Genomic DNA, 24,809 nt, shown 5'->3' with positions numbered 1-24,809 from the left:
TCGTCCTGAGCCAGGATCAAACTCTCCAACAAAAAATTGTGGAACAGCTGTCCCGGCAACAAACAAATGTTGCCAAAGGAATCCCAACCAGCCAAACCCGAAGGCTCGACCAATCCGGGGTATAAATCATAATTGGCACTGGCTTTACAAGCACCCTGTTGAGTTCTCAAAGAACAACCACACACCGATCAGAAGACCCAACCAGTGGGCCACCATCCCGGGGCTTTTCGTACCGGTGCTCGGCGCTTTCCAGCGCCAGGCACTTTTACTACGTTACCCGCTGGTTTCTGCCGTGTCAAACCGGTGTTTCGCGGTTCGTCGTGCTTCAACCCGTGTTGCGGGCACCATGTCTCGACCGGCCTGCGCCGCTCTCGTCACGGTGGTGGCAGGCCGGCCGCAGCGGTTTCCCGCTTGCTCGCCCGTTTCCCTGCCGGCTGGCTACTTTACCCGGTCGGTTCCGCCGCACCAAATCCGCCTCGCGGCGTTTTCCGTGGGCACCACCCGGCGGGATCCGGCCGGCGAACCCGCCTGACCCCGAAGTCGTCGCCGCGCTCCGGCCGCTTCAGGCTTTCGCCTGTTTCGTCCGTTCCGCGCTGGCAGAGAGAAAGTTACGCGTCCGGCCCGATGATCGTCAAATCTGCCGGACGCGTCCCCCGTCACATCGTCGACAACCGACTATTCGCCCAGCTCAACGCCTGCGAACGACCGCTTTCCCCGACGCAGCACCAGGTACCGACCGTGCAGCAGGTCGTCCTTGGACACCGTGGCGTCCACCTCGGTCACCCGGTTGTTGTTCAGGTAGGCGCCGCCCTCGGCGATCACGCGCCGCGCCTCCTTGAGCCCCGTCGCCAGCCCGGAGTCCCGCAGGAGACCCGCCACGTCCGGCAACTCGCCAGGGATACGCACCAGACCGGCCTCGGTAAGCGCCGCGCGCAGCGTCTCCGGGGCCAGATCGTCAAGCGAACCGCGCCCGAACAGCGCCTGGCTGGCGGCGATCGCCTGCCGGGTCTCCTCGGCGCCGTGCACCAGGGTGGTCAACTCCTCGGCCAGCGCCCGCTGGGCCAGCCGGGCCGCCGGCCGCTCGGCCGTCGCCTTCTCCAGCTCCTCCAGCTCTTCGCGGGGGCGGAAGCTGAAGTACCGCAGGTAGCGGTCGACCTCTCGGTCGTCGACGTTGAGCCAGAACTGGTAGAAGGCGTACGGGCTGGTCAAGGTCGGGTCGAGCCAGACGGCGCCGCCCTCGGTCTTGCCGAACTTCGTGCCGTCGGCCTTGGTGACCAGCGGCGTGGTGAACGCCTGGACCGGCCCCGCACCGCGACGCCGGATGTAGTCGACGCCGGCGGTGATGTTGCCCCACTGGTCGGACCCACCGAACTGTAGTTGGCAGCCGTAGCGGCGGTGCAGCTCGAAGAAGTCGTTGGCCTGCAGCAGCTGGTAGCTGAACTCGGTGAAGCTGATGCCCGTCTCCAGCCGCGCGCGCACCACCTCCCGGGCGAGCATCTTGTTGACCGGGAAGTGCTTGCCCACGTCGCGGAGGAACTCGACGACCGACATCTCGCCGGTCCAGTCGAGGTTGTTGACCAGCTGCGCCGCGTTCTCACCCGTGTACGACACGAAGGGCGCGAGCTGCTCGCGGATCCGCTCGACCCAGCCGGCGATCACCTCCGGCGGGTTGAGCGTCCGCTCGGCGCTCTCCTTCGGGTCGCCGATCTGCCCGGTCGCCCCGCCCACCAGCAGCAACGGGCGGTGACCCGCGAGTTGCAGACGGCGGGCCGTGATGACCTGCATGAGCGAGCCGACGTGCAGGCTCTGCGCGGTGGGGTCGAAGCCCACGTAATAGGTGGTGGCCTCCCCGCCGTCGAGCAGCTCGCGCAGCTCGTCGAGGCCGGTCGAGTCCTGGATCAGGCCACGCCAGAGCAGGTCGTCGGTCAGGGAGTACCGCCCGGGCGGCGGGAGGCTGCTGTCGGTCACGGTCACCAATTCTCCCCCATCGCCGGCTCCGACCCGTACCGGGTTTGACGCAACCCGCTCCGGCTAGGCTTGCGCCCCGTTGATCGAGGAGGGGTTCGCCGTGGAGATGCCGGATCTGACGGGTGGTTTCGTCGCCCTGCTCGGCCTGAAATTCGAGGAGGCCACCGCCGACCGGGTGGTCATCAGCTGGCAGGTCCGCCCGGAGCTGCACCAGCCGTTCGGCATCCAGCACGGCGGGGTGTACTGCTCGGTGGTGGAGACCGCGGCCAGCATCGGGGGGGCGCTCTGGCTGGCCGACCGGGGCACGGTGGTCGGGGTGTCGAACCAGACCGATTTCCTGCGGGCCGTCCGCGACGGCGAGCTGCGGGCGGTCGGCACTCCGGTGCACCGGGGTCGCAGCCAGCAGCTCTGGCAGGTGGAGATCAGCGACGCCGACGAGCGGCTGGTCGCCCGTGGTCAGGTCCGGCTGCAGAACCTCTCCCGCGACTGACCGTCGGGCTCGAACGGGCCCGGCCGCGGCAGCGTCGCGCGGCCGCTCACCCGGGGACGGTCAGTTGCGGGCCTCGTCCAGCACCGGCTCGATCGCCTGGTCGGCGTCGTCATCGTTGTCGTCGCCGTCCTCGGCGGGGACCTGGCTCAGACGTACCTCGGTGATGGCCCGGTGGTCGATGCCCGCCACCGTCAGCACCCAGCCGTCCAGGCTCACGTCCTCCCCGGCAACGGTGGGGATGTGCCCGAGGCGGGCCAGCACCAGTCCGGCGACGGTGGTGTAGTCGCCGGCCGGGCGCGAGGGCAGCTCGACGCCGATGTCCGTGAGGTCGTGCACCGGGAAGGTGCCGGGCAGCACCATCGCGCCGTCCGGCTCGCGGCGCACCGAGTAGCCGTCCCTGTCGGTCTCGTCGTAGATCTCCCCGACGATCTCCTCCAGGATGTCCTCCAGCGTCACGATGCCGTCGACGGCGCCGCGCTCGTCCACGACCAGCGCGATGTGCTGGCGCTCGGCCTTGAACTGCCGCAGCGCGTCCACCACCGGCAGCGAGTCGGGCAGCAGCATCGGCGGGCGGGCGATCTCGTCGACCGGCCGGTCGTCGGGCACGCCGACCAGGTCACGCAGGTGGATCACACCGGCGGTGTCGTCCAGGCCGCCGTGGCGCACCACCGGCGCCCGGGAGTGCCCGGTGGCGGCCAGCACCAGCCGCGCGGCCTCCGCGGTGGTCCCGCTGTCGAGCGTGAACACCCGCAACCGGGGTACGAGCACAGCCCGCAACCGCCGGTCGGCGATCTCCACGGCGCCCGCGATGATCGTGCGCTGCTCCTTGGTGAAGCCGTGGTTGCCGGCGACGATGTCGCGCAGCTCGTCCGGGCCGATCTCCTCCGGCTGGTGCTTCGGGTTGAGCCCGACCAGGCGTACGACCAGGTCGCTGGTGGCGCCGAGGGCCCAGACGGCCGGGCGGGTGAGACTGGCGAGCAGGTCGAGCGGGCGGGCCACCAGCAGCGCCCACCGCTCGGCGGACTGCATGGCGATCCGCTTGGGGGCCAGCTCGCCGAAGACCAGGGTGACGAAGGTCAGCGCGAGGGTCACCACCACGATCGCCACCGTCTCGGCGGCGCTCCCGAACACCCCGAGCAGCGGAACGAGGGGCTTGGCCAGGGAGACAGCCGCGGCGGCGGAGGCCAGGAAGCCGGCGAGGGTGATGCCGATCTGGATGGTGGCCAGGAAGCGGTTCGGGTCCTTGGCGAGCCGGGCCAGCACCCGTCCCGCCCGGCTGGTGCGCTCCAACCGCTGGATCTGGCTGTCCCGCAGCGACACCAGCGCCATCTCACTGCCGGCGAAGAGCGCGTTGATGACGACCAGGATCCCGACCAGGGCCAGTTGGCTCCCGTAGCTCTGCACGCCCGGTTCGCTCCCTCACGGTGGTGGCACCGGCCGTACGCACGGCGCCCGCCGGTCGGCTAGCCCGCCCGGCGTACGCGCTTCTGTGCCCCGTGCGGCCGCGGCCGAATCCTGCTCCGGCGACGCTACGCCGAATCGGTCGCCGGTGACGCGGGCAGGTCGAGCACGTACGAGTCGCCCTGGGGGCGGAAGCCGAGCCGGTGGTAGTAGGGGGCGACCATGCCGGGCGGGCTGACCACCCGGTGGAAGCCCCGCTCGGTGAAGAGGCGGCTGCGCCGGTAGACGAACTCGCCGGGGGTGAAGTCGCGGAACTTCGGGGTCACGTAGTCCAGGTCGATCTGGGCGACCCCGCGCGCCTCGGCGTGCGACAGCACCACCCCGACCACCTCGTCAGCAGTGACCACGAGGAAGGCCGACCGGTCGGTGGCGGCCGGGTCCCAGTGGAAGTCGGGGTTGAACCGGGCGATGTCCGGCGCGTGGATCCGCAGCGTGTGCGCCAGGAACTGGTCGCCGACGCCGACCTCCACCACCTGGTAGGTCTGCTCGTCGTGGCGGGTCGCCAGCATCCCCCGCAGGTACCAGATGTTGATCACCGCGAGGACGATGTTGAGCCCGACCATGGGCCAGACCTCAAGGGCGGCGTTGTAGCCGATCAGCACGACGCAGCCGACGAGGTTGAGCGCGCGCAGCCGCAGGATGCGCGACTGCAGCAGCGACCACACCAGCACCGCGGAGCCGGCCCAGCCGACCAGATCCAACCAGTTCACCCCGCGAGACTAGTGCCCGCCCAGGTCAGGGGCGTCGGCGGGCAGCTCCAGCAGCCACTCCTCGACCTCGGCCCCGCGCCCGTTGGCGTACCCCGAATCCTCGCCGACCACGACGAACCCGCACTTGCGCAGCACCGCGAGGGAGGCGGCGTTGTCCTTGGCAGCGCGGGCGCGCACCGGCCGGGGCAGCTCGCGCAGCAGGGCGGCGAGGGCCGCGGTGGCGTGGCCCCGGCCCCAGCGGGCCGGGTCGATCCAGTAGCTGACCTCGGTCTGGTCGTCGACCGGGAAGGCGCTGACGTAACCGACCACCTCGCCGTCGGCCTCGATGGTGCGGACCCGGTTCGCCGGGTTGGTGAGCACCCGCGCCCAGTGCCGGGCGAACTCGCGGTGGTCGGACGGGTCCTTGGGGCCGAACGCGGCCATCCGGTTCGCCTCGGGGTCCTGCTGGTGCAGGAAGAACTCCACAAGGTCGTCCTCGTGGACCGGCCGCAGCCGCACATCGGAGGTCATCCGGCGAGGGTACGCAGCGCCGGTGACAGTTCGGAGCCGCTGGCGCGTCGACGGCCGACCGCCGACCGGCGCGTTCGGCGTCACCGCGGGCCCCGCGCCGCCGACAATGGGTCGACCGACCCTGGAGGTGCCGATGGACCGACCTGTCGTCGTGGGTGTGGACGGATCGCCGTCCAGCCTCGTCGCCGCCGAGCACGGGGCCCACGCCGCCCTGCTCCGGTCCCGGCCGCTGCTCCTGGTGCACGGTTACCTGCACCCGCTCGGCTACGGCGTGCCCCTCAACCCGTACGACCTCGGGGTGCCGGCGCCCACCGACCAGGCGCGGAAGATGCTGGAGCGGACGGCTGCCGACCTGGCCGACCGGTGGCCCGGCCTGGCCGTCGAGGCCCGTCAGGTCGCCGGCGGCCCCGGCGCGACGATGGTCGAGGAGTCCCGACGGGCGGATCTCGTCGTGGTGGGCAGCCGCGGTCTGGGCGGGTTCGCCGGTCTGCTGCTCGGTTCGGTCGGCGCGCAGGTGGCCGCGCACGCGCACTGCCCGGTGCTGGTGGTCCGACCGGACGAGCAGCCGATCGACGCGGACGCGCCGGTGCTGGTCGGCGTGGACGGGTCCGAGTCGTCCCGGCTGGCCGTGGGCTACGGCGCCACCGAGGCGGCGCTACGAGACGTCCCGCTGGTGCTCGTGCACGTCGGCCCGCTGGACGGGGACCGGCCGGTGCCGGACGAGGTCGAAGAGGCGCAGGCCGCGTACCAGGCCGAGGCGGTGCGGCTGTTGGCCGAGGCGTCCGCGGCTGTCCGGACCGGGCATCCCGATCTGGTGGTGCGGGAGCACCCCGTCCGGGCGGCCGGCGCGGCCCCGGGGCTCATCGAGGCCAGCGGCACGGCGTCGCTGCTGGTCGTGGGCACCCGAGGCCGGCACGGCTTCACCGGTCTGCTGCTCGGCTCGGTCAGCCAGGCTGCGATTCAGCACGCGCGCTGCCCGGTGCTGGTCGCGCATCCGTACGACCCTCCGAGGTGACCGGCGCGTCGTCGCCCCCGCCGAGCATCTGCAGGAAGTCGGTGGTGAGGGCGAACGGGTCGGCGGGGCCGCTGGCGGGCAGCCGGCGCTCGACCTGGTCGGCCAACTCGCCGGCGGCGCGACGGATGCGGCCGCGCAGGGCGCCGTCGGCGGTGCCACCGGACCAGTCCTCCGGGGCGGCGAAGACCGAGGTGGGGACCACCACCGCCCGCAGGTAGCTGAACATCGGGCGGAGAGCGTGCTCCAGGGCGAGGGAGTGCCGGGCGGTGCCGCCGGTGGCCCCGATGAGCACCGGACGGTCGACGAGCGAGTCGGCCTCCAGCACGTCGAAGAAGGACTTGAACAGCCCGTTGTACGACGCGTTGAAGATCGGCGTCACGGCGATGATGCCGTCCGCCCCGGTCACCGCGTCGATGGCCTCGCGCAGGCCGGCCGGCGGGAACCCGGTGAGCATGTTGTTGACCACGTCGTGGGCGTACTCGCGCAGGTCGACGACCCGCAGCTCCACCTCGGCGCCGCGCCGGACCAGCTCGTCGCGGGTCGCCCCGGCGAGCTGGTCGGCGAGCAGCCGGGTGGACGAGGGCTGGCTCAGCCCCGCCGAGACGACGGCGAGCGTACGGCGGGTCATCGGGTCGCCCCCTCCGGCGCCTTGCCCGTCACGTCGTCGACGGCGTGCACGGTGCTGTCCTTCACGCCACCGGCCGCGGCGACCAGCGAGGCGTGGGTGGGCGCCTCCGGCACGTGCGCCGGGCGCAGGGCGGCGAACTCCTTGCGCAGCACCGGCACGACCTCCTCGCCGAGCAGGTCGAGCTGCTCCAGCACCGTCTTGAGCGGCAGGCCCGCGTGGTCCATCAGGAACAGCTGCCGCTGGTAGTCGCCGACGTACTCGCGGAAGCCGAGGGTGCGGTCGATGACCTGCTGCGGGCTGCCCACGGTCAGCGGGGTCTCCCGGGTGAACTCCTCCAGTGACGGCCCGTGCCCGTAGACCGGGGCGTTGTCGAAGTACGGCCGGAACTCCCGGACCGCGTCCTGCGAGTTGCGCCGCATGAACACCTGGCCGCCGAGGCCGACGATGGCCTGGTCGGCGGTGCCGTGGCCGTAGTGCGCGTACCGCTGGCGGTAGAGCTCGACCATCCGCTGGGTGTGCTCCTTGGGCCAGAAGATGTGGTTGGCGAAGAAGCCGTCGCCGTAGTACGCGGCCTGCTCGGCGATCTCGGGGCTGCGGATCGAGCCGTGCCAGACGAACGGCGGCACACCGTCGAGCGGGCGCGGCGTCGAGGTGAAGGACTGCAGCGGGGTGCGGTACTTGCCCTTCCAGTCGACCACGTCCTCACGCCACAGCCGGTGCAGCAGGTCGTAGTTCTCGATCGCGAGGGGGATGCCGGCGCGGATGTCCTTGCCGAACCACGGGTACACCGGGCCGGTGTTGCCGCGGCCCATCATCAGGTCCACCCGGCCGTCGGACAGGTGCTGGAGCATCGCGTAGTCCTCGGCGATCTTCACCGGGTCGTTGGTGGTGATCAGCGTGGTCGCGGTGGACAGCAGCAGCCGGTCGGTGCGGGCCGCGATGTGACCGAGCATGGTGGTCGGGGACGAGGGGACGAACGGCGGGTTGTGGTGCTCACCGGCGGCGAAGACGTCGAGCCCGACCTCTTCGGCCTTCAGCGCGATGGCGACCATCGCCTTGATCCGCTCATGCTCGGTCGGCTCCCGACCGGTGGTCGGATCGACCGTGACGTCACCGACGGTGAAGACTCCGAACTGCATGACAGCTCCTCGCGTGTCAACCGGGTGCCGTCGTGGTACCCGGACGCAGCCCACAACTTATTTGACGAGTCAACTATTCCGTCGGCGGCCTACCTGGCAGTGGCGCCGGTCACCCGCGGGAATCAGCCCCCGGCGACCGAGGGGAGCACCTGCACCTGGGCGCCCTCGCCGACCGGTGTGGCCAGCCCGCCGGAGTGCCGGCAGTCCTCCCCGTCGACGTAGACGTTGACGTAGCGGCGCAGCTCGCCGCGCTCGTCGCGGATCCGCCGAGCCAGCCGGGGATGATCGGCGGCGAGCTCGTCGAGGACCGCCCCCAGCGTGCCGCCCGCGTCGACACTGAGCCGGCTGGCGCCGCCGGCCTCGCCGCGCAGCGGGCCGGGCAACAGCACGGTGACCACTCAGACCACCGCCGCCCGGACGCACAGCACGTCGGGCAGGTGCGCGGCCACCTGCGACCAGGAGTCGCCCTCGTCCCGGCTGGCGTAGACCTCGCCCGAGCGGGTGCCGAAGTAGACGCCGCCAGGTGTGGCGTCGTCCGCGCACATCGCGTCGCGCAGCACCGCCGGATAGAACGGGCCCTCGGGCAGGCCCACCGACAGCGGCTCCCACTTGGCGCCGGCGTCGGCGGAGCGGAACACCCGGCAGCGGTGGTCGGTGGGGAACCGCTCGACGTCGGCCACCAGCGGGAACGTCCACACCATCCCGGGCCGCCCGGGGTGCGACACCATCGGGAAGCCGAAGTCGCTGGGCAGCCCGTCGGCGATCGACGACCAGGTGCGGCCGTCGTCGTCGGAGCGGTAGACGCCGAAGTGGTTCTGCGCGTACAGCCGCTCGGGGTTGCCGGCGTCCCGCGCGACCTTGTGCACGCACTGGCCGAACTCCGGCCACTCGTCGGCCAGGCCGGCGGCGCGGATGCCCACGTTGCCCGGGGCCCAGCTCGCCCCGGCGTCCTGCGAGCGGTAGACGCCACCGGTGGACATGGCGACCAGCACCCGGGCCGGGTCGCGCGGGTGGGGCAGCACGGTGTGCACGGCCTGGCCACCGAACCCGGCCTGCCAGTGCGGGCGGTGCGGGTGGTCCCAGAGGGCGCGGACCAGCTCGAAGCTGCGGCCACCGTCGGTGGAGCGGAACAGCGCCGACGGCTCGGTGCCGGCCCAGACCACGTCCGGCTCGTCGGCGCCGCCCGGCATCAGCTGCCAGACCCGCCCCAGGGTCGCGCCGGTGTCGGCCGGGAACGCGACCGGCGCGTGGTCGGGCTCGTCCCAGGACGCGCCGAGGTCGTCGCTGGTCGCGACGCTGGGCCCGAAGTGCGAGCTGGTCACCCCGGCGAGCAGCCGCGGGGTGGCCCGGCGGGTGTCGAGCGCGACCGCGTAGACGCTCGTCCCCGGGTGGTGCGGGCCGCTGACCTCCCAGGTGCGCCGGTCATCGGTGCTGGTGGCGAGGAACAACCCCTTCGCGGTGCCGATCGCGAGCAGCGTTGGCATGGACGTCCTCCGAGCCGTCGGTGGGCAGGTGGGGTGATTATGGCCACACCCCCCGACAGATCCCGCCGGCCACACGCCGGAAGCCGCGCTCAGCGCCGGACGCGGGGCACGTGTCGCCGGTACGCGCTGACCGTCGGATCGCCGTCGAGCCAGAACCGCCAGGGCAGATCGTGCGCGCCGGTCACGCCGACCCGGGGCCCCGCCACCACCGTCTCGTCCGGCACCGGCCGAACCGGCGGACGCAACCGGACCGGACCGTCGCCGAGCAGGTACGCGCCGTACACCGCGCGGTCGATGCTGAGCGTGGCGCAGAGCCGGGCCGGCCCGCGGGCCAGGTCCACGTCCCGCCGTACCGTCGGCCGGCGAGCCCGCGCGGTGTCCAGGCCCTCGACCACCGCACCGGCGCGCAGCAGCACGGCGGCGGCCTCCCCCTCGACCCCGGTGACCACGTTCATGCACCAGTGCATCCCGTAGGTGAAGTAGACGTAGGCGTGCCCGGCGGGGCCGAACATCACCACGTTGCGCGCGGTGCGGCCCCGGTGGGCGTGCGAGGCCGGGTCACCGGCCGTGCCGGCGTACGCCTCGACCTCGGTGATCCGGACGGTGACCCCGCCGGCGGACAGCCGGCAGCCCAGCAGGCCCCGCGCGGCCGGCAGCAGTGGACCGGCGAGCAGGCCGGCCAGCGCCCCCCGGTCGGCGTCGGTGCTGCGGTCGTCCGGCGCGAGCTCCATGACCCGAACGGTACCCAGCGGCAATCTGATCACCCCGTCGCCGCGCTTCAACAATCTGTTGACAAGGTCACGTTGATGGGGTGTGCTCGGAGCATGACCACCGAGGAGCTGTTCACCGCGCCCGACCCAGCCCGGGCCCGCGCCCACCGCACCCACGAGGCGCTGCAACGGATCAGCGAACGCCACGCCGGCTCCGATGCCCGACGGGGACGCTGGGCCCACCCGTACGTGCTGGACCCGTGGGAGGCGGTGGCTCTGGTCACCGCCCTCGCCGCCGGCGGCGCCGAGCGGGAGCCCACCGAGGAACCGGTGGACGCCGCCGACCTCACCGCCGCGCTGACCCTGCTGCCGCACGTGCGCGCCGAGCTGGACGCCCTGGAGGCGGGGCTGCTGACGCTGGCCCGCGACCGGGGGCTGACCTGGCAGTCCATCGCGTACGGGCTGGGGCTGGGCAGCGCGCAGGCGGCCCGGCAGCGCTACGAGCGGGTCGCCGCCCGCTCGGCCGAGCAGATCGCCTGAGCCACCGGACACGACGCGACCGGCTGACCCCAGACGACCGGGCGGGCGGATCGGCCGGGCACCCCCGCGGCGGCGGCCGGGGCGGGCAGACTGTGCGCACGACGAGGAGGCACCCATGGAACGCGCGGAGATGCTGACGTACTGCCTGGCGAAGCCGGGAGCGTGGCTGGACCGGCCGTGGGAGGGCGACGAGGTGGTGAAGGTGGGCAGCCGGATCTTCGCGTTCCTCGGCAACGGCGACGGAAGGCCCACGGTCGGCATCAAGTGCGGCCAGACCCGGGAGATCGCCGACGAGTGGCTGCGCCGCCACCCCGACGACGCTCGCCCGATGGCCTACATCGGCCGGTCCGGCTGGAACACCCTGCGCCTCGACGGCGGGATCGACGGCGACGAGCTGACCGAGGCGGTCGACGCGTCGTACGACATGGTGGTGGCCAAGCTCCCCAAGCGGGAGCGCCCGACGGCCTGAACCGACAGTGGCGCCGGCGGCTCGCGCCGACGCCACGGCGAGGTCAGCGGGGTACGACCCGCTCGGTGGCCCAGTCCCGCCAGCCGGCCAGCCGGTCCGCGGCGGCGGCGAGCTGGTCGGCGACCGGGCCGGGGCCGGTCGAGCCGGGGGTGGTCCGGGCCGCGAGGGCCGACCGCACCGAGAGCACGTCGCGCACCGACGGGTCGAGGTGTTCGCTGACCGCGGCCAGGTCGGCGTCGGAGACGTCCTCCAGCTCACACTCCCGGGCCGCACAGAGCGCCACCAGCCGACCGGTGATCTCGTGCGCGTCGCGGAACGGCACGTTGCGCCGGACCAGCCAGTCGGCGACCTCGGTGGCCAGCGAGAAGCCGACCGGGGCAGCGGCGACGAGGCGGTCCACCCGGACCGTCATCGTGGAGATCATTCCCGCCAGGGCCGGCAGCAGCAGCTCCAGGGTGTCGACCGCGTCGAACGCGGGCTCCTTGTCCTCCTGCATGTCCCGGTCGTACGTCATCGGCAGGCCCTTGAGCATGGTCAGCACCGTCATCAGGCCGCCGACCAGCCGCCCGGACTTGCCCCGGGCCAGCTCGGCGATGTCCGCGTTCTTCTTCTGCGGCATGATCGACGAACCGGTCGCGAATGCGTCGTCCAGCTCCACCCAGCCGAACTCGTGTGAGGTCCAGAGCACCACCTCCTCACCGAGGCGGGACAGGTGCACCCCGATCAGCGCGGTGGTGAAGAGGAACTCGGCCACGAAGTCCCGGTCGGCGACCGCGTCCATCGAGTTGGCAAACGACGTCCGGAAGCCCAGCTCCTTGGCCACGGCCACCGGGTCCAACGGAAGCCCGGACCCGGCGAGCGCGCCCGCGCCGAGCGGGCTGATCGCCGCCCGGTGGTCCCAGTCGCGCAGCCGCTCCAGGTCGCGCAGCAGCGGCTGCACGTGGGCGAGCAGCCAGTGCCCGAAGGTGACCGGCTGGGCGTGCTGGAGGTGGGTCATGCCGGGCGCGGCGGTGCCGATGTGCCGTTCGGCCTGCTCGGTGAGGGCCTCGGCCAGCTCGACGAGGCGGCTGGCCACCCCCCGCGCGTGGTCACGCAGGTAGAGCCGCAGGTCGGTGGCGACCTGGTCGTTGCGCGACCGGCCGGCGCGCAGCTTGCCGCCGAGGCTGCCCAGGCGCTCCAACAGGCCCCGCTCCAGCGCGGTGTGCACGTCCTCGTCGTCGACGGTGGGCCGGAACGCCCCCGAGGCACAGGCCGCCTCCAGGTCGTCCAGGGCCGCCAGGATCCGGCCCAGCTCCTCCGGGTCGAGCAGGCCGGCGCCGGCGAGGACCCGGGCGTGCGCCCGGGAACCAGCGATGTCGTACGGGGCCAGGCGCCAGTCGAACTGCACGCTCACCGACAGTCGGGCGAGCGCCTCCGCGGGGCCGCCGGCGAACCGGCCACCCCACAGGCTCGTCCGGTTGGTGCCGGCGCTGTTCTCGGTGAGGCTCTTGTCGTCCACGCCGCCCATTGTGGTCCCCATGGTCGTCAGCCACCCAGCCGGGCGTCGCGGGCCGCGGCCATCCGACTCGGAAGGCCCCACAGCTGCACGAAGCCCTTCGCGAGGGACTGGTCGAAGGTGTCGCCGGTGTCGTAGGTGGCCAGTCCGAAGTCGTAGAGGCTCTCCTCGGAGCGCCGGCCGGTGACGGTGGCCCGGCCGCCGTGCAGGGTCATCCGCACCTCGCCGCTCACCTGCCGCTGCGCGTCGTCGATGAACGCGTCAAGCGAGTCCTTCAACGGCGAGAACCACAGGCCGTCGTAGACCAGCTCACCCCAGCGCTGGTCCACGCTCTTCTTGAACCGGGCCAGGTCCCGCTCGACGGTCACCGCCTCCAACTCCTGGTGGGCGGTGATCAGCGCGATCGCGCCGGGGGCCTCGTACACCTCACGGCTCTTGATGCCCACGAGGCGGTCCTCGACCATGTCGAGCCGGCCCACGCCCTGGGCGCCCGCGCGCCGGTTCAGCTCCAGGATCGCCTGGTACGGGGTGACGGTCTCGCCGTCGATCGCCACCGGCACGCCGCCGTCGAAGGTGATCACGATCTCGTCGGCGTCGCGGGGCTCCGCCGGGTCGTCGGTGTACGAGTAGAGGTCCTCGATCGGGGCGTTCCAGATGTCCTCCAGGAAGCCCGTCTCCACGGCGCGGCCCCACAGGTTCTGGTCGATCGAGTACGGGGACTTCGCCGACACGTCGATCGGCAGCCCCTTCTCCTCGGCGAACGCGATCGCCTTGTCCCGGGTCCAGGCGAAGTCGCGGGCCGGGGCGATGATCTTCAGCTCGGGGGCGAGCGCGCCCAGGCCCACCTCGAACCGGACCTGGTCGTTGCCCTTGCCGGTGCAGCCGTGCGAGACGATCGTCCCGCCGTGCTTGCGCGCCGCCGCCACCAGGTGCTTGACGATCAGCGGCCGGGACAGCGCCGACACCAGCGGGTAACGGTCCATGTAGAGGGCGTTCGCCCGGATGGCCGGCACGCAGTAGTCGGCGGCGAACTCGTCGCGCGCGTCGACGACCTCGGACTCGGCGGCGCCGCAGTCCAGGGCGCGTTGCCGGATGGCGTCGAGGTCCTCCCCGCCCTGCCCGACGTCGACCGCCACCGCGATCACCTCGGCGCCGGTCTGCTCGGCCAGGTAGGGAATCGCCACGGAGGTGTCCAAACCCCCGGAGTACGCGAGGACGACCCGCTCGGTCATGACGTGGTCCCTTCAACGGTGTCGTCCCGGCGGGCCCAGCCGGCGAGCTTGTCACCGAGCGCGGCCCCGCCGACGGCCTCGCCGACGGCCTCGCGGGCCACGACGAGGATGGTGTCGTCGCCGGCGATGGTGCCGACGATCTCGGGCAGGCCCGCCCGGTCCAACGCGCTGGCCAGGTACTGTGCTGCGCCCGGCGGGGTGCGCAGCACGGCGATGTTGCCGCTGGCGTCCACCCCGTTGAGCAGTTCCCGCAGCAACCGCACCAGCCGGGCCGGCGCCGCCTCGGCGTCGCGCAGCGGGCGCTGGCCGTCCTCGGGGATCAGGTAGACGGCCGGGCCGTCGCCGCCGCGTACCTTGACCGCGCCCAACTCCTCCAGGTCCCGCGAGAGGGTGGCCTGGGTGACCCCGACGCCGTCGGCGGCGAGCAGGTCGGCCAGTTCGGTCTGCGACCGCACGGGCCGGTCCCGGATCAGCTCCACGATCCGGGCGTGCCGGGCGGCGCGGGTCAGCGGGGCGCTCATCGCGTCGTCCCGGACGCCGCGAGCAGGAACGTCAGCAGCGCCTTCTGGGCGTGCAGCCGGTTCTCCGCCTGGTCGAAGACCGCGCTCTGCGGGCCGTCGAGCACCTCGTCGGTGATCTCCTCGCCGCGGTGGGCGGGCAGGCAGTGCAGCACGATCGCGTCCGGTGCGGCCTGGCCGAGCAGCTCCTTGTTGACCTGGTACGGCAGGAACGGGGTGACCCGGTCCAGTCCGTCGGCCTCCTGCCCCATCGACGTCCACGTGTCGGTGGCCAGTACGTCGGCGTCGCGGACCGCCTGGGCCGGGTCGGTCAGCACCCGTACCGACCCGCCCGTGCCGGCGGCGATCTCGGCGGCCTGCCGCACCACCGCCGCGGCCGGCGCGAACCCGGCCGGGCCGGCGATCCGCACGTGCATCCCGGCCGTCGCCCCGGCCAGCAGGTACGACTGCGCCATGTTGTTGGCGCCGTCGCCCACGTAGGTGAGGGTGCGGCCGGCCGTGCCGCCGCAGCGCTCCCGGATGGTGAGCAGGTCGGCCAGCAGCTGGCAGGGGTGGAAACCGTCGGTGAGCGCGTTGATCACCGGGACGCTCGCGCCGCTCGCCACCTCGGCGATCCGGTCGTCGCCGTGGGTGCGCAGGACGATGGCCGCGACGTAGCGCGACAGCACCCGGCCGGCGTCCGCGAGCGTCTCGCCCCGACCGAAGTGGGTGACCTGGGTGTCCACGACCAAGGGGTGCCCGCCCAGCTCGGCGATGCCGGCGTCGAACGAGATCCGGGTGCGCAGGCTCTGCTTGTCGAAGAGCACCGCCACCGAGCGGGGGCCGGCCAGCGGCTGGTGGCCGAAGCGGTCGGCCTTCATCCGCGCCGCCAGGTCGAGCACGCTGGACTGCTCGGCGGGCGAGAGGTCGTCGTCGCGCAGAAAGTGCCGGATCATGCGGTCGTCCCCGTCGTCGTGGTGGTGGTCGGCGTCCGGTCGGTTCCAGCGGCCGTCGCGTCCAGAGCCGCCGGGAGCGCGGCGAGGAAGGCGTCGACCTGGGCGGCGGTGAGGATCAGCGGCGGGGCGAGCCGGAGTACGCCCGGCTGCACCGCGTTGACCAGGAAGCCGGCGTCTCGCAGCGTCTCGGCGAGCACCGGCGCCACCGGCGCGGTGAGGGTCACGCCGAGCAGCAGCCCGGCCCCGCGTACGCCGTCGATCAGCGGGTGGCCCAGCGCCTCGACGCCCCGGCGCAGCCGTTCGCCGACGCGCTTGACGTGGTCGAGCAGCCCCTCGTTGGCGATCGTGGCCACCACGGCGAGCGCGGCGGCGCAGCTCACCGGGTTGCCGCCGAAGGTGGTGCCGTGCGAGCCGGGGGTGAGCAGGTCGGCGGCACGGCCGAAGGCCAGCGTCGCGCCGAGCGGCAGCCCGCCACCCAACCCCTTGGCCAGGGTCACCACATCGGGCTCCACACCCTCGGCCTGGTGGGCGAACCAGTGCCCGGTGCGGCCGATGCCGGTCTGCACCTCGTCGAGCACCAGCAGCGCGCCGTGCCGGTCGGTGATCCGCCGCGCCGCCGCCAGGTAACCGGCCGGCGGGACGACCACGCCGTTCTCGCCCTGGATGGGCTCCAGGATGACCATGGCGGTGGCGTCGGTGACCGCCGCCTCGAGGGCGGCGACGTCGCCGAAGTCGACGTGGGTCACCTCGCCGGGCAGCGGCCGGAACGGGTCGGCCTTGGCGGGCTGGCCGGTCAGCGCGAGGGCGCCCATGGTGCGACCGTGAAAGGCGCCGTTGGTGGCGACCACGTGACTGCGCCCGGTGCGCCGGGACAGCTTGAACGCGGCCTCGTTCGCCTCCGCTCCGGAGTTGGCGAAGAAGACCCGGCCGGGCCGGCCGGCGAGCGCCAGCAGCAGCTCCGCGAGGGCGACCGGCGGCTCGGCGACGTAGAGGTTGGAGACGTGCCCGAGCGTCGCGACCTGCTTGGACACCGCGGCCACCACCGCCGGGTAAGCGTGACCGAGGGCGTTGACAGCGATCCCGCCGACCAGGTCCAGGTATTCCCGACCCGCGTCGTCGACCACCACTGCCCCCGCGCCGGAGACCAGCGCCAGCGGCGGCGTGCCGTAGTTGTCCATCATGGACTGCGTCCAGCGTTGCAGCAGGCTGCTCATGCCCCGACCATCCCGTCCTGAAGGACCACCATCGTTCCGAACCCCTCCGAGGTGAAGACCTCCAGCAGCGTGGAGTGCGCCACCCGGCCGTCGACGACGTGCGCGGCGGGCACTCCCCCGCGCACCGCCCGCAGGCAGGCCTCCATCTTGGGCACCATCCCCGACTCGAGACCGGGCAGCAGCTTCGCCAGGTCGTCCGCGGTGATCTCGGAGATCAGGCTGGTGGTGTCCGGCCAGTCCGCGTACAGGCCGGCCACGTCGGTGAGCACGACCAACTTGCGGGCCCGCAACGCGACGGCGAGGGCGGCGGCGGCGGTGTCCGCGTTGAGGTTGTGCAGGACCCCGTCGGCGTCCGGCGCGACAGTGGAGATCACCGGGATCCGACCGGCGTCGATGAGGTCGGTCACCGCCGACACATCCACCGACTCGACGTCGCCGACCTGGCCGACGTCGACCGGCAGCCCGTCCACGTACGCGGGGCGGCGCACTGCGGTGAACAGCCGGGCGTCCTCGCCGGAGAGCCCGACGGCGAACGGACCGTGCGAGTTGATCAGCCCGACCAGCTCCCGGCCCACCTGCCCGACCAGCACCATCCGGACCACGTCCATCGCCTCGGCGGTCGTCACCCGCAGGCCGCCCCGGAACTCGCTGGCGATGCCGAGCCGGCCCAGCATGGCCGAGATCTGCGGGCCGCCGCCGTGCACCACGACGGGCTTCAGACCGGCGTACCGCAGGAACACCATGTCGGCAGCGAACGCCCGTTGCAGCGCCGGCTCGGTCATGGCGTTGCCGCCGTACTTGACCACCACTGTGGAGCCGGAGAAACGCGCCAGCCAGGGCAGGGCCTCGATCAGCGTCTCCGCCTTGACCTGGGCGCGGGTGAGATCGCCGCTGAGACTCATGTCGAGTACGCCGAGTTCTCGTGCACGTACGCGTGGGACAGGTCGTTGGTCCAGATCGTCGCCACCGCGTCGCCGGCGTGCAGGTCGATCCGGATCGTCACGTCCCGGCCGGTGAGGTCGACCTTCGAGCGGTCCTCGGCGGCAGCGCCGCCCCGGCACACCCACACCCCGTTGACGGCGACGTCCACCTCGTCCGGCTCGAAGGCGGCGGCCGTCGTGCCGACCGCCGCGAGGATCCGGCCCCAGTTCGGGTCGTTGCCGAACAACGCCGTCTTGACCAGGTTGTTGCGGGCCACCGAGCGGCCCACCTCGACGGCGTCGTCCTCGTCGGCGGCGCCGACCACGTCGATGGCGACCTGCTTGGTCGCGCCCTCGGCGTCGGCGATGAGCTGCTGTGCCAGGTCGTGACAGGCCGTGGTGACCGCGGCGGCCAGCTCGTCCAGGGTCGGCTCGATGCCGCTCGCGCCGCTCGACAGCAGCAGCACGGTGTCGTTGGTGGACATGCAGCCGTCGGAGTCGACCCGGTCGAAGGTCACCCGGGTGGCCGCGCGCAGCGCCTCATCCAGCAGAGCCGGCCCGGCCACCGCGTCGGTGGTGAGCACGCACAGCATGGTGGCCATGCCCGGCGCGAGCATCCCGGCGCCCTTGGCCATCCCGCCGACCGTCCAACCGCTGCCGCGCGCGACAGTGGTCTTCGGCCGGGTGTCGGTGGTCATGATCGCCTCGGCGGCGGCCGGACCGCCGTCGCGCGACAGACGCCGGATGGCCGTACGGACCCCGGGCAGCAGCTTCGACATCGGCAGTCGCTCACCGATCAGGCCGGTGGAGCAGACCGCCACCTCGCCGGCGCCGAGGAGCAGCCGCGGGCTGACCGCGCTCAACGCGGCGGCGGTGTGCTCGGCAGTGGCGTGGGTGTCCTGGAAGCCGGCCGGGCCGGTGCAGGCGTTGGCGCCACCGGAGTTGAGCACGACCGCCCGGACGACACCGCCCTGCACGACCTGCTGGCTCCAGCGCACCGGCGCGGCCTTGACCCGGTTGGTGGTGAAGACACCGGCGACACCGGCGTCCGGGCCGTCGTTGACCACCAGGGCGACGTCGGCGCCACCACTGGTCTTCAGACCGGCGGCCACCCCGGCCGCCCGGAAACCCCGAGGGGCGGTGACGCTCATGGTGCGACTCCCCAGATCGACAGGCCCGTCGTCTCCGGCAGGCCGAACATCAGGTTGGCGTTCTGCACGGCCTGACCGGCCGCGCCCTTGCCGAGGTTGTCCAGGGCGCTGAGCACGATCAGCCGACCCGAGTCGACGTCGACGGTGGCCTGCAGGTGGCACGAGTTGGAACCCAGGGTGGCGGCGGTGTGCGGCCAGCGCCCCTCCGCCAGCACGTGCACGAACGGCGCGTTCGCGTACGCCTGCGCCAGCACCTGCTGCGGGTCGACGCCGCGCGCCGGTACGGCGGTGACCGTGGCCAGGATGCCGCGCGGCATCGGCGCGAGGACCGGCGTGAAGGACAGGCCGGTCGCCCCGGTCGCCTGCTTGATCTCGGGCACGTGCTGGTGGGTGCCGACCCGGTACGGCGACAGGTCCCCCTGCACCTCGCTGGCCAGCAGGTGCGGCTTCGCCGCGCGGCCCGCGCCGGAGGTGCCCGAGGCGGCGACCACCACGACGTCGGCGGGGCTGGCAGCCCCGTCGGCGAGCAGCGGCGCGAGCGCCAGGGTGATCGCGGCGGCATAGCAGCCGGTGTTCGCCACCCGGGTCGAGCCGGCGATCAGCTCCCGCTGGCCGGGCAGCTCGGGCAGCCCGTAGGTCCACTGGCCGGCGTGCGTGCCGCCGTAGTACTGCGCCCAGGCGTACGGGTCGGCGAGCCGGTGGTCGGCGCCCAGGTCGACGATGCGCACCTCGGGCGGGAGCTGGGCCGCCAGGGCCGCCGACTCGCCGTGCGGCAGCGCCAGGAAGACCAGGTCGGCGTCGGCCAGGGTCGACGGGTCGGTCTCGCCGAGCACCAGGTCGAGCCCGGTGAGCTGCGGGTGCACCACGTCGACGCGGTGCCCGGCCTGGCGGTGCGCGGTGGCGGCGACCAGGTCGAACTCCGGGTGCCCGGCGACCAGGCGCAGCAGCTCGCCTCCGGCGTACCCGCTCGCTCCGGCGACCGCGACTCGGATCCCCATACTCACCTCCGCATGACTATGCAGAGGAGATTAGCAAGCGTGGTCAGCGACTGCAAGTTCATACAGTCTACTGCATGGTGATGAGGGTGAGCCTGTTTTACGGTTGTCAGGTGTCCTCTGCCGGAGGGCTCCCGCAGAGGACACCCACCGTCAGTTCACCCGCTCGGACAACCCGTGCTGTCGCTCGTACGTCCGCAGGGCAGCATCCCATGCCTCCGTGTACTCGCTCGGCCCCATACCCAGATCACCGTGCCCCCGGACCGCCTCACGCAGGAGCTTCACCAGATCGGGAACGGTCTCCCGCCGTTCCTCCACGTACCGACGGAACACCTCGGCGAACTGCTCACCGGTCAACCGCGCGGCATGCGAGGTGACCGGATCGTCCTCAAGATTCTGCAGCACCGCGCACCAGCGACGAGTCAGCTCATCCGCCTGGGCCGCCTTGATCTTCTGCAACTCGTGATCACACTCAAGCCTGATGCGATCCTCCCAGTACGGCCGCAGCCGCTCCCGGACCCGCTCGTCCGGGCTGACGCGGACGAGCACACCGAAGTGCGGCGAACCCTCGCGCGGCCAGCGTTGGCCACCGAGGAGGCTGTTCAGCGCACGTTCAAGGTCGTGCGAACGGTGGGGCTCGTGTTCACGTGCCAGGTCCACCGCCCGCTCCCGGACGATCCCGCCAGCCCACCCCAGATAGCGCTCGGCGCGGAGCCGAAGCTCCTCGTACGTCATGTTTTGCGCCGTCCAGTTGTAGACGGCGTGCAGGCGGAAGTCGAACGCGTCCCCCTTCGCCGGCACCAGGATCGGCGCCGGGATGTCCTGCCGGAATGTCACCGTGGCGGGGGCGACTGGCAGTGGCGGGGCCGGAGGAAGCGGAAGCTCGGCCGGCGGGAAGAGCGCATGCCACCAACGACGGCGTTGCACCTGCCTGGGCAGGGGTGGCCTGGTGCCGGGACCACCCGCGGGGTTCATGGTCATCGCGTCTCCTCATCGATCAGTCGTTGTACGTCGTCGAGCAGGTCGTTGTGGGGCATCACGGGACGCCACACGTGGTGGAGCTGATGGTCCAGGCGATGACACAGGGCAGGTTGTCCCGCGATCACGTGCCGCACGAGGTCGAGGCAGTGGCTGGCGACGGCTGGCTGCTGGTCCGCCCGGTCCAACCAGAAGCCGAGGGTTCGCCACGATCGGTACGCCGTCTTCGGCAGACTGAGGGCCGTCGCCCAGAGGATGGCCAGGTCGGCCAGCTCGATCGTTCGCTGGTCCACCAGGTGCAGCAGCTCCGGCCAGTGCTCCCTGGGCGGTTCCGCCCAGCGGTCCGCGAGCACCCGCAGGGTCCGGGCGGCGTGGAGTCGCACCTCGGGGTCCGTGGACGTGGTCCAGTCCACCAGCGCCGGCACGACACTCGCCGCGTGACCGTTGCGGTACACCTCGACCAACCCTCTGACGACGGAGTTGTTCGACCGCTGCATCCGGGCCTGCGCCACCTGGCGCAACTGAGCCAATGCCGCCTCCGGCCAGAGTTGGGCGAGCCCGAGGCTGTACGCACGCGCGACGGTGTCCTGTAGATGCGCTGCCGTACCGGCCGCCCACCGACTGATCTCGGTCCGCACCCGGTGGTGCAACGCGGGCTGCATGGCCATGGCGACCAGCACGATCGCCGCCGCCTGCCGAACTCCCGCGCGCCGTTCCCGGGCCAACTGCCCCACCGTGTCGAGGGCCGCCTGCACGTCGTGGGTCGCGGACCAACCGATGGCCCCGGCTGCGGCTTGTCGGACCGCCGGGACGTCCCCTCGGATCAGGTCTGCCAGCCAGTCGAGGAACTGCCGAGGCGACCACCACTGGGTCCACGCGACTTCCAACAACGCCGACCTCAGCAGCTCGGTGCCGGGCGAGAAGTCGATCCGGTACCCGCCCGGCACACGCACGTCGCTCAGGCGGGTCACGGTCTGGCCGAGTGTCGACCCCAGCAGTTCGTCGATCGCCGAGCCGCGAAGGGGCCCCCCGCCCGGTGTCACTCCTTCGAAGTCCAGCCGGGCCAGGCGTCGCGCCGCCTCGTGTATCTCGGTCACGGGCTGTCCGGCGAGTACGGCGCAGGAGAGCCGGAAGGCACGCACCTCCTCGGTGCCGAACCCGCCGAACTCCTCGGCACCGCGTTGGACGTCCAGGATCTCCACCGCGCGCTCCCGGAGTTGTCGCGGCAGAAGTTGCTCCAGCCGGTCGGTCAGGGCGCCAGCCCGGGGAGTCGTCCGGGCGATCGTCGCGACGACCTCGAGGATGTCGCCGGGCCGAGGTTCGCCGGCCAGGTAGTCCGACAGCAGTGGATGCCCGAGGCAGTCCAGATCCACGTACCGGTCCACGCACCGTTCGTCACATGTGCCGGCGCACCAGGCGACACAGCGCCGACCGAGCTGGTGACGAAGTTGCGCCCGAAACACGTCGGCCGCCGGGGCCGGGCCGTGCTCCACGACGTGACCGACGAGATCGCGCTTGCGCTGCGAGAAGTCTCCGACCAGGACCAGCGTCGTGTCCGCGGTCGTGGCCCTGGCGGCCAGGGCCACGAGGGTGAATCCGTCGACCGCCCGGAGCACCACCTCGCTCAGTCTCAGTACGTAGCCGTACCCGGCGGGCAGCGACGCCTCCGCGCCGAGCAGATCAGCCAGGTGCTCGACCCCGAGCACGCGGACCCGGTCGAACCCGTGTCTGCGGGCTACCGCCAGGATTGCCGAGGTGAACAGCCCAGTCCCGCTCACCCCGGAGAGACAGGCCAGATGGTCGCGCTCGAGATGACGGTCGAGCCTCTGGTCACTGGGCGCGGGCGCGTACCCGCTGGCGAGCTCGCGGACGCGAGCCTCGACGAGGGTCTCGAACCACACGCGACCGACGCCGTCGGCTTGTCCGGCGGTGACGTTGACCGTGCCGATGGCGACCGCGTTCTGACCGGTGGCGTTCTGTCCCTGAACCCGGACATCGCCGACGTCGATCGGCGAGCCACCCAGCAGACCGGCCAGCCGGCTCAGCACGTCCGCAGGGTCAAGGAGATCCTCGGGTTCGTCCACCACCTCCTCGTCCGGCGAGTCGACGCGCGACTCCGTTGAGCCCGTCGTGCCCTCGCCGTCGCCGGAACTCGGTGCGGATGGTCCGTCCGGCGAGACACCGAGCGCGCCATCGGCCGCCTCACCGGTCAGGTTCTCGTCGGCGGGATCCTCCGGCACGTCGTGCCGGAGGTCGTCCAGGTCCGGGCCAGAGCCGGCGGTGTCAGGGAGATGCTGGCCGATCACCGGGACTTACCCCGTCTCGTGCCGAGGTTCGCGTCACGGCCAACCGAGCCGATCGCCGTCGCGCCCTGGCCGATCGCGTTCTGCCCCGTGACACGGATGTCGCCGGTACGGATCCCGCCGTGATCCGTCGTGCTGGTGGCCGCTCTCGTACCCGGGCTCTCCGACCTCTCCGCCGTCTGACCAGGGCCGCCCTCGGTGGTCGATGAGACGTTGCCGATCGCGGCGACGCTGACGTCCTCGTCCACCACGCAGAGCCAGGCGTACTCGTGAAATTCCTTGTCCGGGTGGGCCACCTCGATCCGAACGAAACGCTCCGGTCGCATCTCCTCCGGATACTCGGTGACCACGTCACGAAAGATCTCGGTCGAGACGACGAGCGCGACGCCGGCATCAGGGAAGGCGGCCAGCGCCTTCTTCACCGGATCGGCCTCGCACAGCCGACAGACGAACACCACGGCGTTGCCGGGGAAACCGTTCGCACCGTCGAGGTGCACCAACCCCTGGTGCACCGCCACCCTGAGTCGGATCCGGGCAGCCGGGAGACGGCTGCTGTTGTGGTTGCGCAACCGCCGGTTCAGTTCTGGAACGAACCTGCCGATGACACGGGACTCGGACACCTCACGCGGCACGACTGCCAGCTCACCGTCGCCCGCCTGCTGGGTCGTCCAGGCCACCCGGTCGAGACCGACAGCATCGGCGGCCTCGTGCAGCAACTCTCGAAAGTGCCGCTGTGCCTCGTACTGCTGGAGGTTGCTGCGTCTGCTGTACCGCTCCATATCCACGGAGATCAACAGCCGCCGCTCGGGATGTTGCATCCGGCTTCCGCCCTTCGTCGTCCGGCTCGCCCCGCGGGCAAGCACCGCAGGAGCCATCGAACCGATACGGGCGGGCCGGGATCCCGTAGAACTACGGTGTCCCGGGAGGAAGTCGAGAACCGGTCATCCCGTCCTGCTGCGGAATCCCCGACGCCCCCACGCGGTGCGCTTGTCGCATGAGGACGGATCCGCTTGACCTGTTGCTCACCCTCGGATGGCCCCCGATGGCGGTGCTGGCCCTGACAGCCGTCCGCCTGCTGATCGAAGCACTGGCCGAAACAGGGGCATCGCGCTCCGCACAGCAACGGCTACGCTCTGGCGGCTGTCCCTGGAGAAGGAGGCTGCGGGTGCGACGAACACGCGAACTGGCCGGCGACAGGTGGCCCTACGGCACTTTTCTGCAACGGCTCGCGCCGCCGGTTCGGATGACGCTCCTGCAACTGGGCGTTCGTCGTCAGGTTCCCGCCGGGCAGATCGTGATCCACGAGGGCATCCGGGAAACCCATCTCGTGCTCCTGGAAGAGGGCCTCACCAAAGTCACCGTCACGCTGCCGGACGGCCGGTCTGCCCTGTTGTCGCTCCGAGTCGGGGGTGATCTCGTGGGCGAGATGTCGGCACTCAACAACGAGCCCCGCTCTGCCACCGTCACGACCTGCGGACCGGCGAAGTACAGCGTGATCCAGCCGGACCGGTTCAAGCGGTTCCTCAAGGAATATCCGGACGCCGCTCTCGAACTCGCCGCGATGGTGTCCGACCGGCTGCGCTGGTCCAACAGACGGCGGATCGACTTCACGTCGTACCCCGTCAAACTGCGGGTGGCCCGAGTGATCGCCGACCTCTGTCGCAGCCACGGTCGACAGGGACCGGACGGCGTCGTCATCGACGTCCGGCTCACGCAGTCCGATCTGGCGACCATCTGCGGCGCCTCCGAGACCTCCATCCAGAAGGTCCTGCGAGAACTGCGGTCGGACGGGTTGGTCGACACCGACTACCGCCGGATCACCGTCCGTGACCTACCGGGCCTGCGTCAGCTCGGTGACCTGAAATCCAGCGACGACTGACGAGCCCCCACCGCCACGGTGGGGTGAAGCGTCCGGTCCGGCGCGCGGAACGTCAGCTCGTACGC

The 24,809-nt window shown here is 72.0% G+C and carries 25 protein-coding genes; 5 read left to right on the top strand and 20 right to left on the bottom strand.

Annotated elements, in window-relative coordinates; all coding sequences use genetic code 11:
* Nucleotides 1–675 precede the first annotated feature (675 nt).
* A complete protein-coding gene (gene tyrS, locus ABZT87_RS17225; protein ID WP_355136510.1) occupies nucleotides 676–1,968 on the bottom strand; it encodes a tyrosine--tRNA ligase in 1,293 nt (430 codons plus the stop codon).
* Nucleotides 1,969–2,074: 106 nt separating this feature from the next.
* On the opposite strand from tyrS, the gene ABZT87_RS17220 reads away from it, so the two are divergent.
* Entirely contained in the window at nucleotides 2,075–2,458 is a 384-nt protein-coding gene (locus ABZT87_RS17220; RefSeq protein WP_354857884.1) for a PaaI family thioesterase, read from the top strand.
* Between the two features lie 60 nt (nucleotides 2,459–2,518).
* Here ABZT87_RS17220 and ABZT87_RS17215 read toward each other — a convergent pair whose 3' ends face one another.
* The 3 genes from ABZT87_RS17215 to ABZT87_RS17205 form a co-directional block, all read right to left on the bottom strand.
* Nucleotides 2,519–3,862 carry a hemolysin family protein gene (locus ABZT87_RS17215; RefSeq protein ID WP_354857877.1) on the bottom strand — a complete coding sequence of 448 codons (1,344 nt, stop codon included), beginning with the start codon at nucleotides 3,860–3,862 and terminating at the stop codon, nucleotides 2,519–2,521.
* Nucleotides 3,863–3,987: 125 nt separating this feature from the next.
* Entirely contained in the window at nucleotides 3,988–4,629 is a 642-nt protein-coding gene (locus tag ABZT87_RS17210) for a hypothetical protein (RefSeq protein ID WP_354857874.1), read from the bottom strand.
* Nucleotides 4,630–4,638: 9 nt separating this feature from the next.
* Complete coding sequence (locus ABZT87_RS17205; protein WP_355136470.1) at nucleotides 4,639–5,139, bottom strand: GNAT family N-acetyltransferase; 501 nt, start codon at nucleotides 5,137–5,139, stop codon at nucleotides 4,639–4,641.
* Nucleotides 5,140–5,266: 127 nt separating this feature from the next.
* Between ABZT87_RS17205 and ABZT87_RS17200 the strand changes: the two genes are divergently transcribed.
* Nucleotides 5,267–6,154 (top strand): universal stress protein, encoded by an 888-nt coding sequence (locus ABZT87_RS17200; RefSeq protein WP_355136508.1) that lies wholly within the window; start codon nucleotides 5,267–5,269, stop codon nucleotides 6,152–6,154.
* On the opposite strand, the gene ABZT87_RS17195 is transcribed toward ABZT87_RS17200, so the two are convergent.
* The 5 genes from ABZT87_RS17195 to ABZT87_RS17175 form a co-directional block, all read right to left on the bottom strand.
* Nucleotides 6,084–6,782: an FMN reductase gene (locus ABZT87_RS17195; RefSeq protein WP_355136468.1), complete on the bottom strand. Its 699-nt coding sequence runs from the start codon at nucleotides 6,780–6,782 to the stop codon at nucleotides 6,084–6,086. The genes ABZT87_RS17200 and ABZT87_RS17195 overlap by 71 nt on opposite strands.
* Nucleotides 6,779–7,921: an LLM class flavin-dependent oxidoreductase gene (locus ABZT87_RS17190; RefSeq protein WP_355136466.1), complete on the bottom strand. Its 1,143-nt coding sequence runs from the start codon at nucleotides 7,919–7,921 to the stop codon at nucleotides 6,779–6,781. Before ABZT87_RS17190 ends, ABZT87_RS17195 begins: the two co-directional genes overlap by 4 nt.
* A gap of 122 nt (nucleotides 7,922–8,043) precedes the next feature.
* Nucleotides 8,044–8,319 carry a ubiquitin-like small modifier protein 1 gene (locus tag ABZT87_RS17185; RefSeq protein WP_007458463.1) on the bottom strand — a complete coding sequence of 92 codons (276 nt, stop codon included), beginning with the start codon at nucleotides 8,317–8,319 and terminating at the stop codon, nucleotides 8,044–8,046.
* Nucleotides 8,320–9,405 carry an exo-alpha-sialidase gene (locus tag ABZT87_RS17180; protein WP_354857865.1) on the bottom strand — a complete coding sequence of 362 codons (1,086 nt, stop codon included), beginning with the start codon at nucleotides 9,403–9,405 and terminating at the stop codon, nucleotides 8,320–8,322.
* Nucleotides 9,406–9,494: 89 nt separating this feature from the next.
* A complete protein-coding gene (locus ABZT87_RS17175) occupies nucleotides 9,495–10,136 on the bottom strand; it encodes a DNA-3-methyladenine glycosylase (RefSeq protein ID WP_355136464.1) in 642 nt (213 codons plus the stop codon).
* 93 nt (nucleotides 10,137–10,229) lie between these two features.
* Here ABZT87_RS17175 and ABZT87_RS17170 point away from each other — a divergent pair, with 93 nt between their 5' ends.
* Together ABZT87_RS17170 and ABZT87_RS17165 are read left to right on the top strand one after the other, a co-directional pair.
* On the top strand, nucleotides 10,230–10,655 hold the full coding sequence (locus tag ABZT87_RS17170) for a DNA-binding protein (protein ID WP_354857861.1): 426 nt from the start codon (nucleotides 10,230–10,232) through the stop codon (nucleotides 10,653–10,655).
* 115 nt (nucleotides 10,656–10,770) lie between these two features.
* Nucleotides 10,771–11,124: an MmcQ/YjbR family DNA-binding protein gene (locus ABZT87_RS17165; protein ID WP_354857859.1), complete on the top strand. Its 354-nt coding sequence runs from the start codon at nucleotides 10,771–10,773 to the stop codon at nucleotides 11,122–11,124.
* 43 nt (nucleotides 11,125–11,167) lie between these two features.
* Here the strand turns inward: ABZT87_RS17165 and argH are convergent, their stop codons facing one another.
* The 11 genes from argH to ABZT87_RS17110 form a co-directional block, all read right to left on the bottom strand.
* Nucleotides 11,168–12,631 carry an argininosuccinate lyase gene (gene argH / locus ABZT87_RS17160; RefSeq protein ID WP_354857880.1) on the bottom strand — a complete coding sequence of 488 codons (1,464 nt, stop codon included), beginning with the start codon at nucleotides 12,629–12,631 and terminating at the stop codon, nucleotides 11,168–11,170.
* Nucleotides 12,632–12,648: 17 nt separating this feature from the next.
* Nucleotides 12,649–13,851, bottom strand: coding sequence for an argininosuccinate synthase (locus ABZT87_RS17155; protein ID WP_355136462.1), 1,203 nt, complete (start codon nucleotides 13,849–13,851; stop codon nucleotides 12,649–12,651).
* Entirely contained in the window at nucleotides 13,848–14,372 is a 525-nt protein-coding gene (locus ABZT87_RS17150) for an arginine repressor (protein ID WP_355136460.1), read from the bottom strand. The genes ABZT87_RS17155 and ABZT87_RS17150 overlap by 4 nt, the downstream gene beginning before the upstream one ends.
* Nucleotides 14,369–15,304 (bottom strand): ornithine carbamoyltransferase, encoded by a 936-nt coding sequence (gene argF / locus ABZT87_RS17145; RefSeq protein ID WP_355067115.1) that lies wholly within the window; start codon nucleotides 15,302–15,304, stop codon nucleotides 14,369–14,371. Before argF ends, ABZT87_RS17150 begins: the two co-directional genes overlap by 4 nt.
* Entirely contained in the window at nucleotides 15,301–16,518 is a 1,218-nt protein-coding gene (locus tag ABZT87_RS17140) for an acetylornithine transaminase (RefSeq protein ID WP_355136458.1), read from the bottom strand. Before ABZT87_RS17140 ends, argF begins: the two co-directional genes overlap by 4 nt.
* Nucleotides 16,515–17,420: an acetylglutamate kinase gene (argB, locus tag ABZT87_RS17135; protein WP_355067113.1), complete on the bottom strand. Its 906-nt coding sequence runs from the start codon at nucleotides 17,418–17,420 to the stop codon at nucleotides 16,515–16,517. The genes ABZT87_RS17140 and argB overlap by 4 nt, the downstream gene beginning before the upstream one ends.
* Nucleotides 17,417–18,589: a bifunctional glutamate N-acetyltransferase/amino-acid acetyltransferase ArgJ gene (argJ, locus tag ABZT87_RS17130; protein ID WP_355136456.1), complete on the bottom strand. Its 1,173-nt coding sequence runs from the start codon at nucleotides 18,587–18,589 to the stop codon at nucleotides 17,417–17,419. The genes argB and argJ overlap by 4 nt, the downstream gene beginning before the upstream one ends.
* Complete coding sequence (gene argC, locus ABZT87_RS17125) at nucleotides 18,586–19,587, bottom strand: N-acetyl-gamma-glutamyl-phosphate reductase (RefSeq protein WP_355136454.1); 1,002 nt, start codon at nucleotides 19,585–19,587, stop codon at nucleotides 18,586–18,588. Before argC ends, argJ begins: the two co-directional genes overlap by 4 nt.
* 150 nt (nucleotides 19,588–19,737) lie before the next feature.
* Nucleotides 19,738–20,565 (bottom strand): hypothetical protein, encoded by an 828-nt coding sequence (locus ABZT87_RS17120; RefSeq protein ID WP_355136452.1) that lies wholly within the window; start codon nucleotides 20,563–20,565, stop codon nucleotides 19,738–19,740.
* Nucleotides 20,562–22,868 carry a HEAT repeat domain-containing protein gene (locus tag ABZT87_RS17115; protein ID WP_355136450.1) on the bottom strand — a complete coding sequence of 769 codons (2,307 nt, stop codon included), beginning with the start codon at nucleotides 22,866–22,868 and terminating at the stop codon, nucleotides 20,562–20,564. The genes ABZT87_RS17120 and ABZT87_RS17115 overlap by 4 nt, the downstream gene beginning before the upstream one ends.
* Nucleotides 22,865–23,683, bottom strand: coding sequence for a hypothetical protein (locus ABZT87_RS17110; RefSeq protein ID WP_355136448.1), 819 nt, complete (start codon nucleotides 23,681–23,683; stop codon nucleotides 22,865–22,867). The genes ABZT87_RS17115 and ABZT87_RS17110 overlap by 4 nt, the downstream gene beginning before the upstream one ends.
* 224 nt (nucleotides 23,684–23,907) lie before the next feature.
* Between ABZT87_RS17110 and ABZT87_RS17105 the strand changes: the two genes are divergently transcribed.
* On the top strand, nucleotides 23,908–24,744 hold the full coding sequence (locus ABZT87_RS17105; protein ID WP_355136446.1) for a Crp/Fnr family transcriptional regulator: 837 nt from the start codon (nucleotides 23,908–23,910) through the stop codon (nucleotides 24,742–24,744).
* Nucleotides 24,745–24,809: the final 65 nt, after the last annotated feature.

This window comes from Micromonospora sp. NPDC005237 (assembly GCF_040607775.1).
Classification (GTDB): Bacteria; Actinomycetota; Actinomycetes; order Mycobacteriales; family Micromonosporaceae; genus Micromonospora.
The sequence above is the reverse complement of the archived record's forward strand: the minus strand, read 5'-3'. Positions and strand labels throughout refer to the sequence as shown.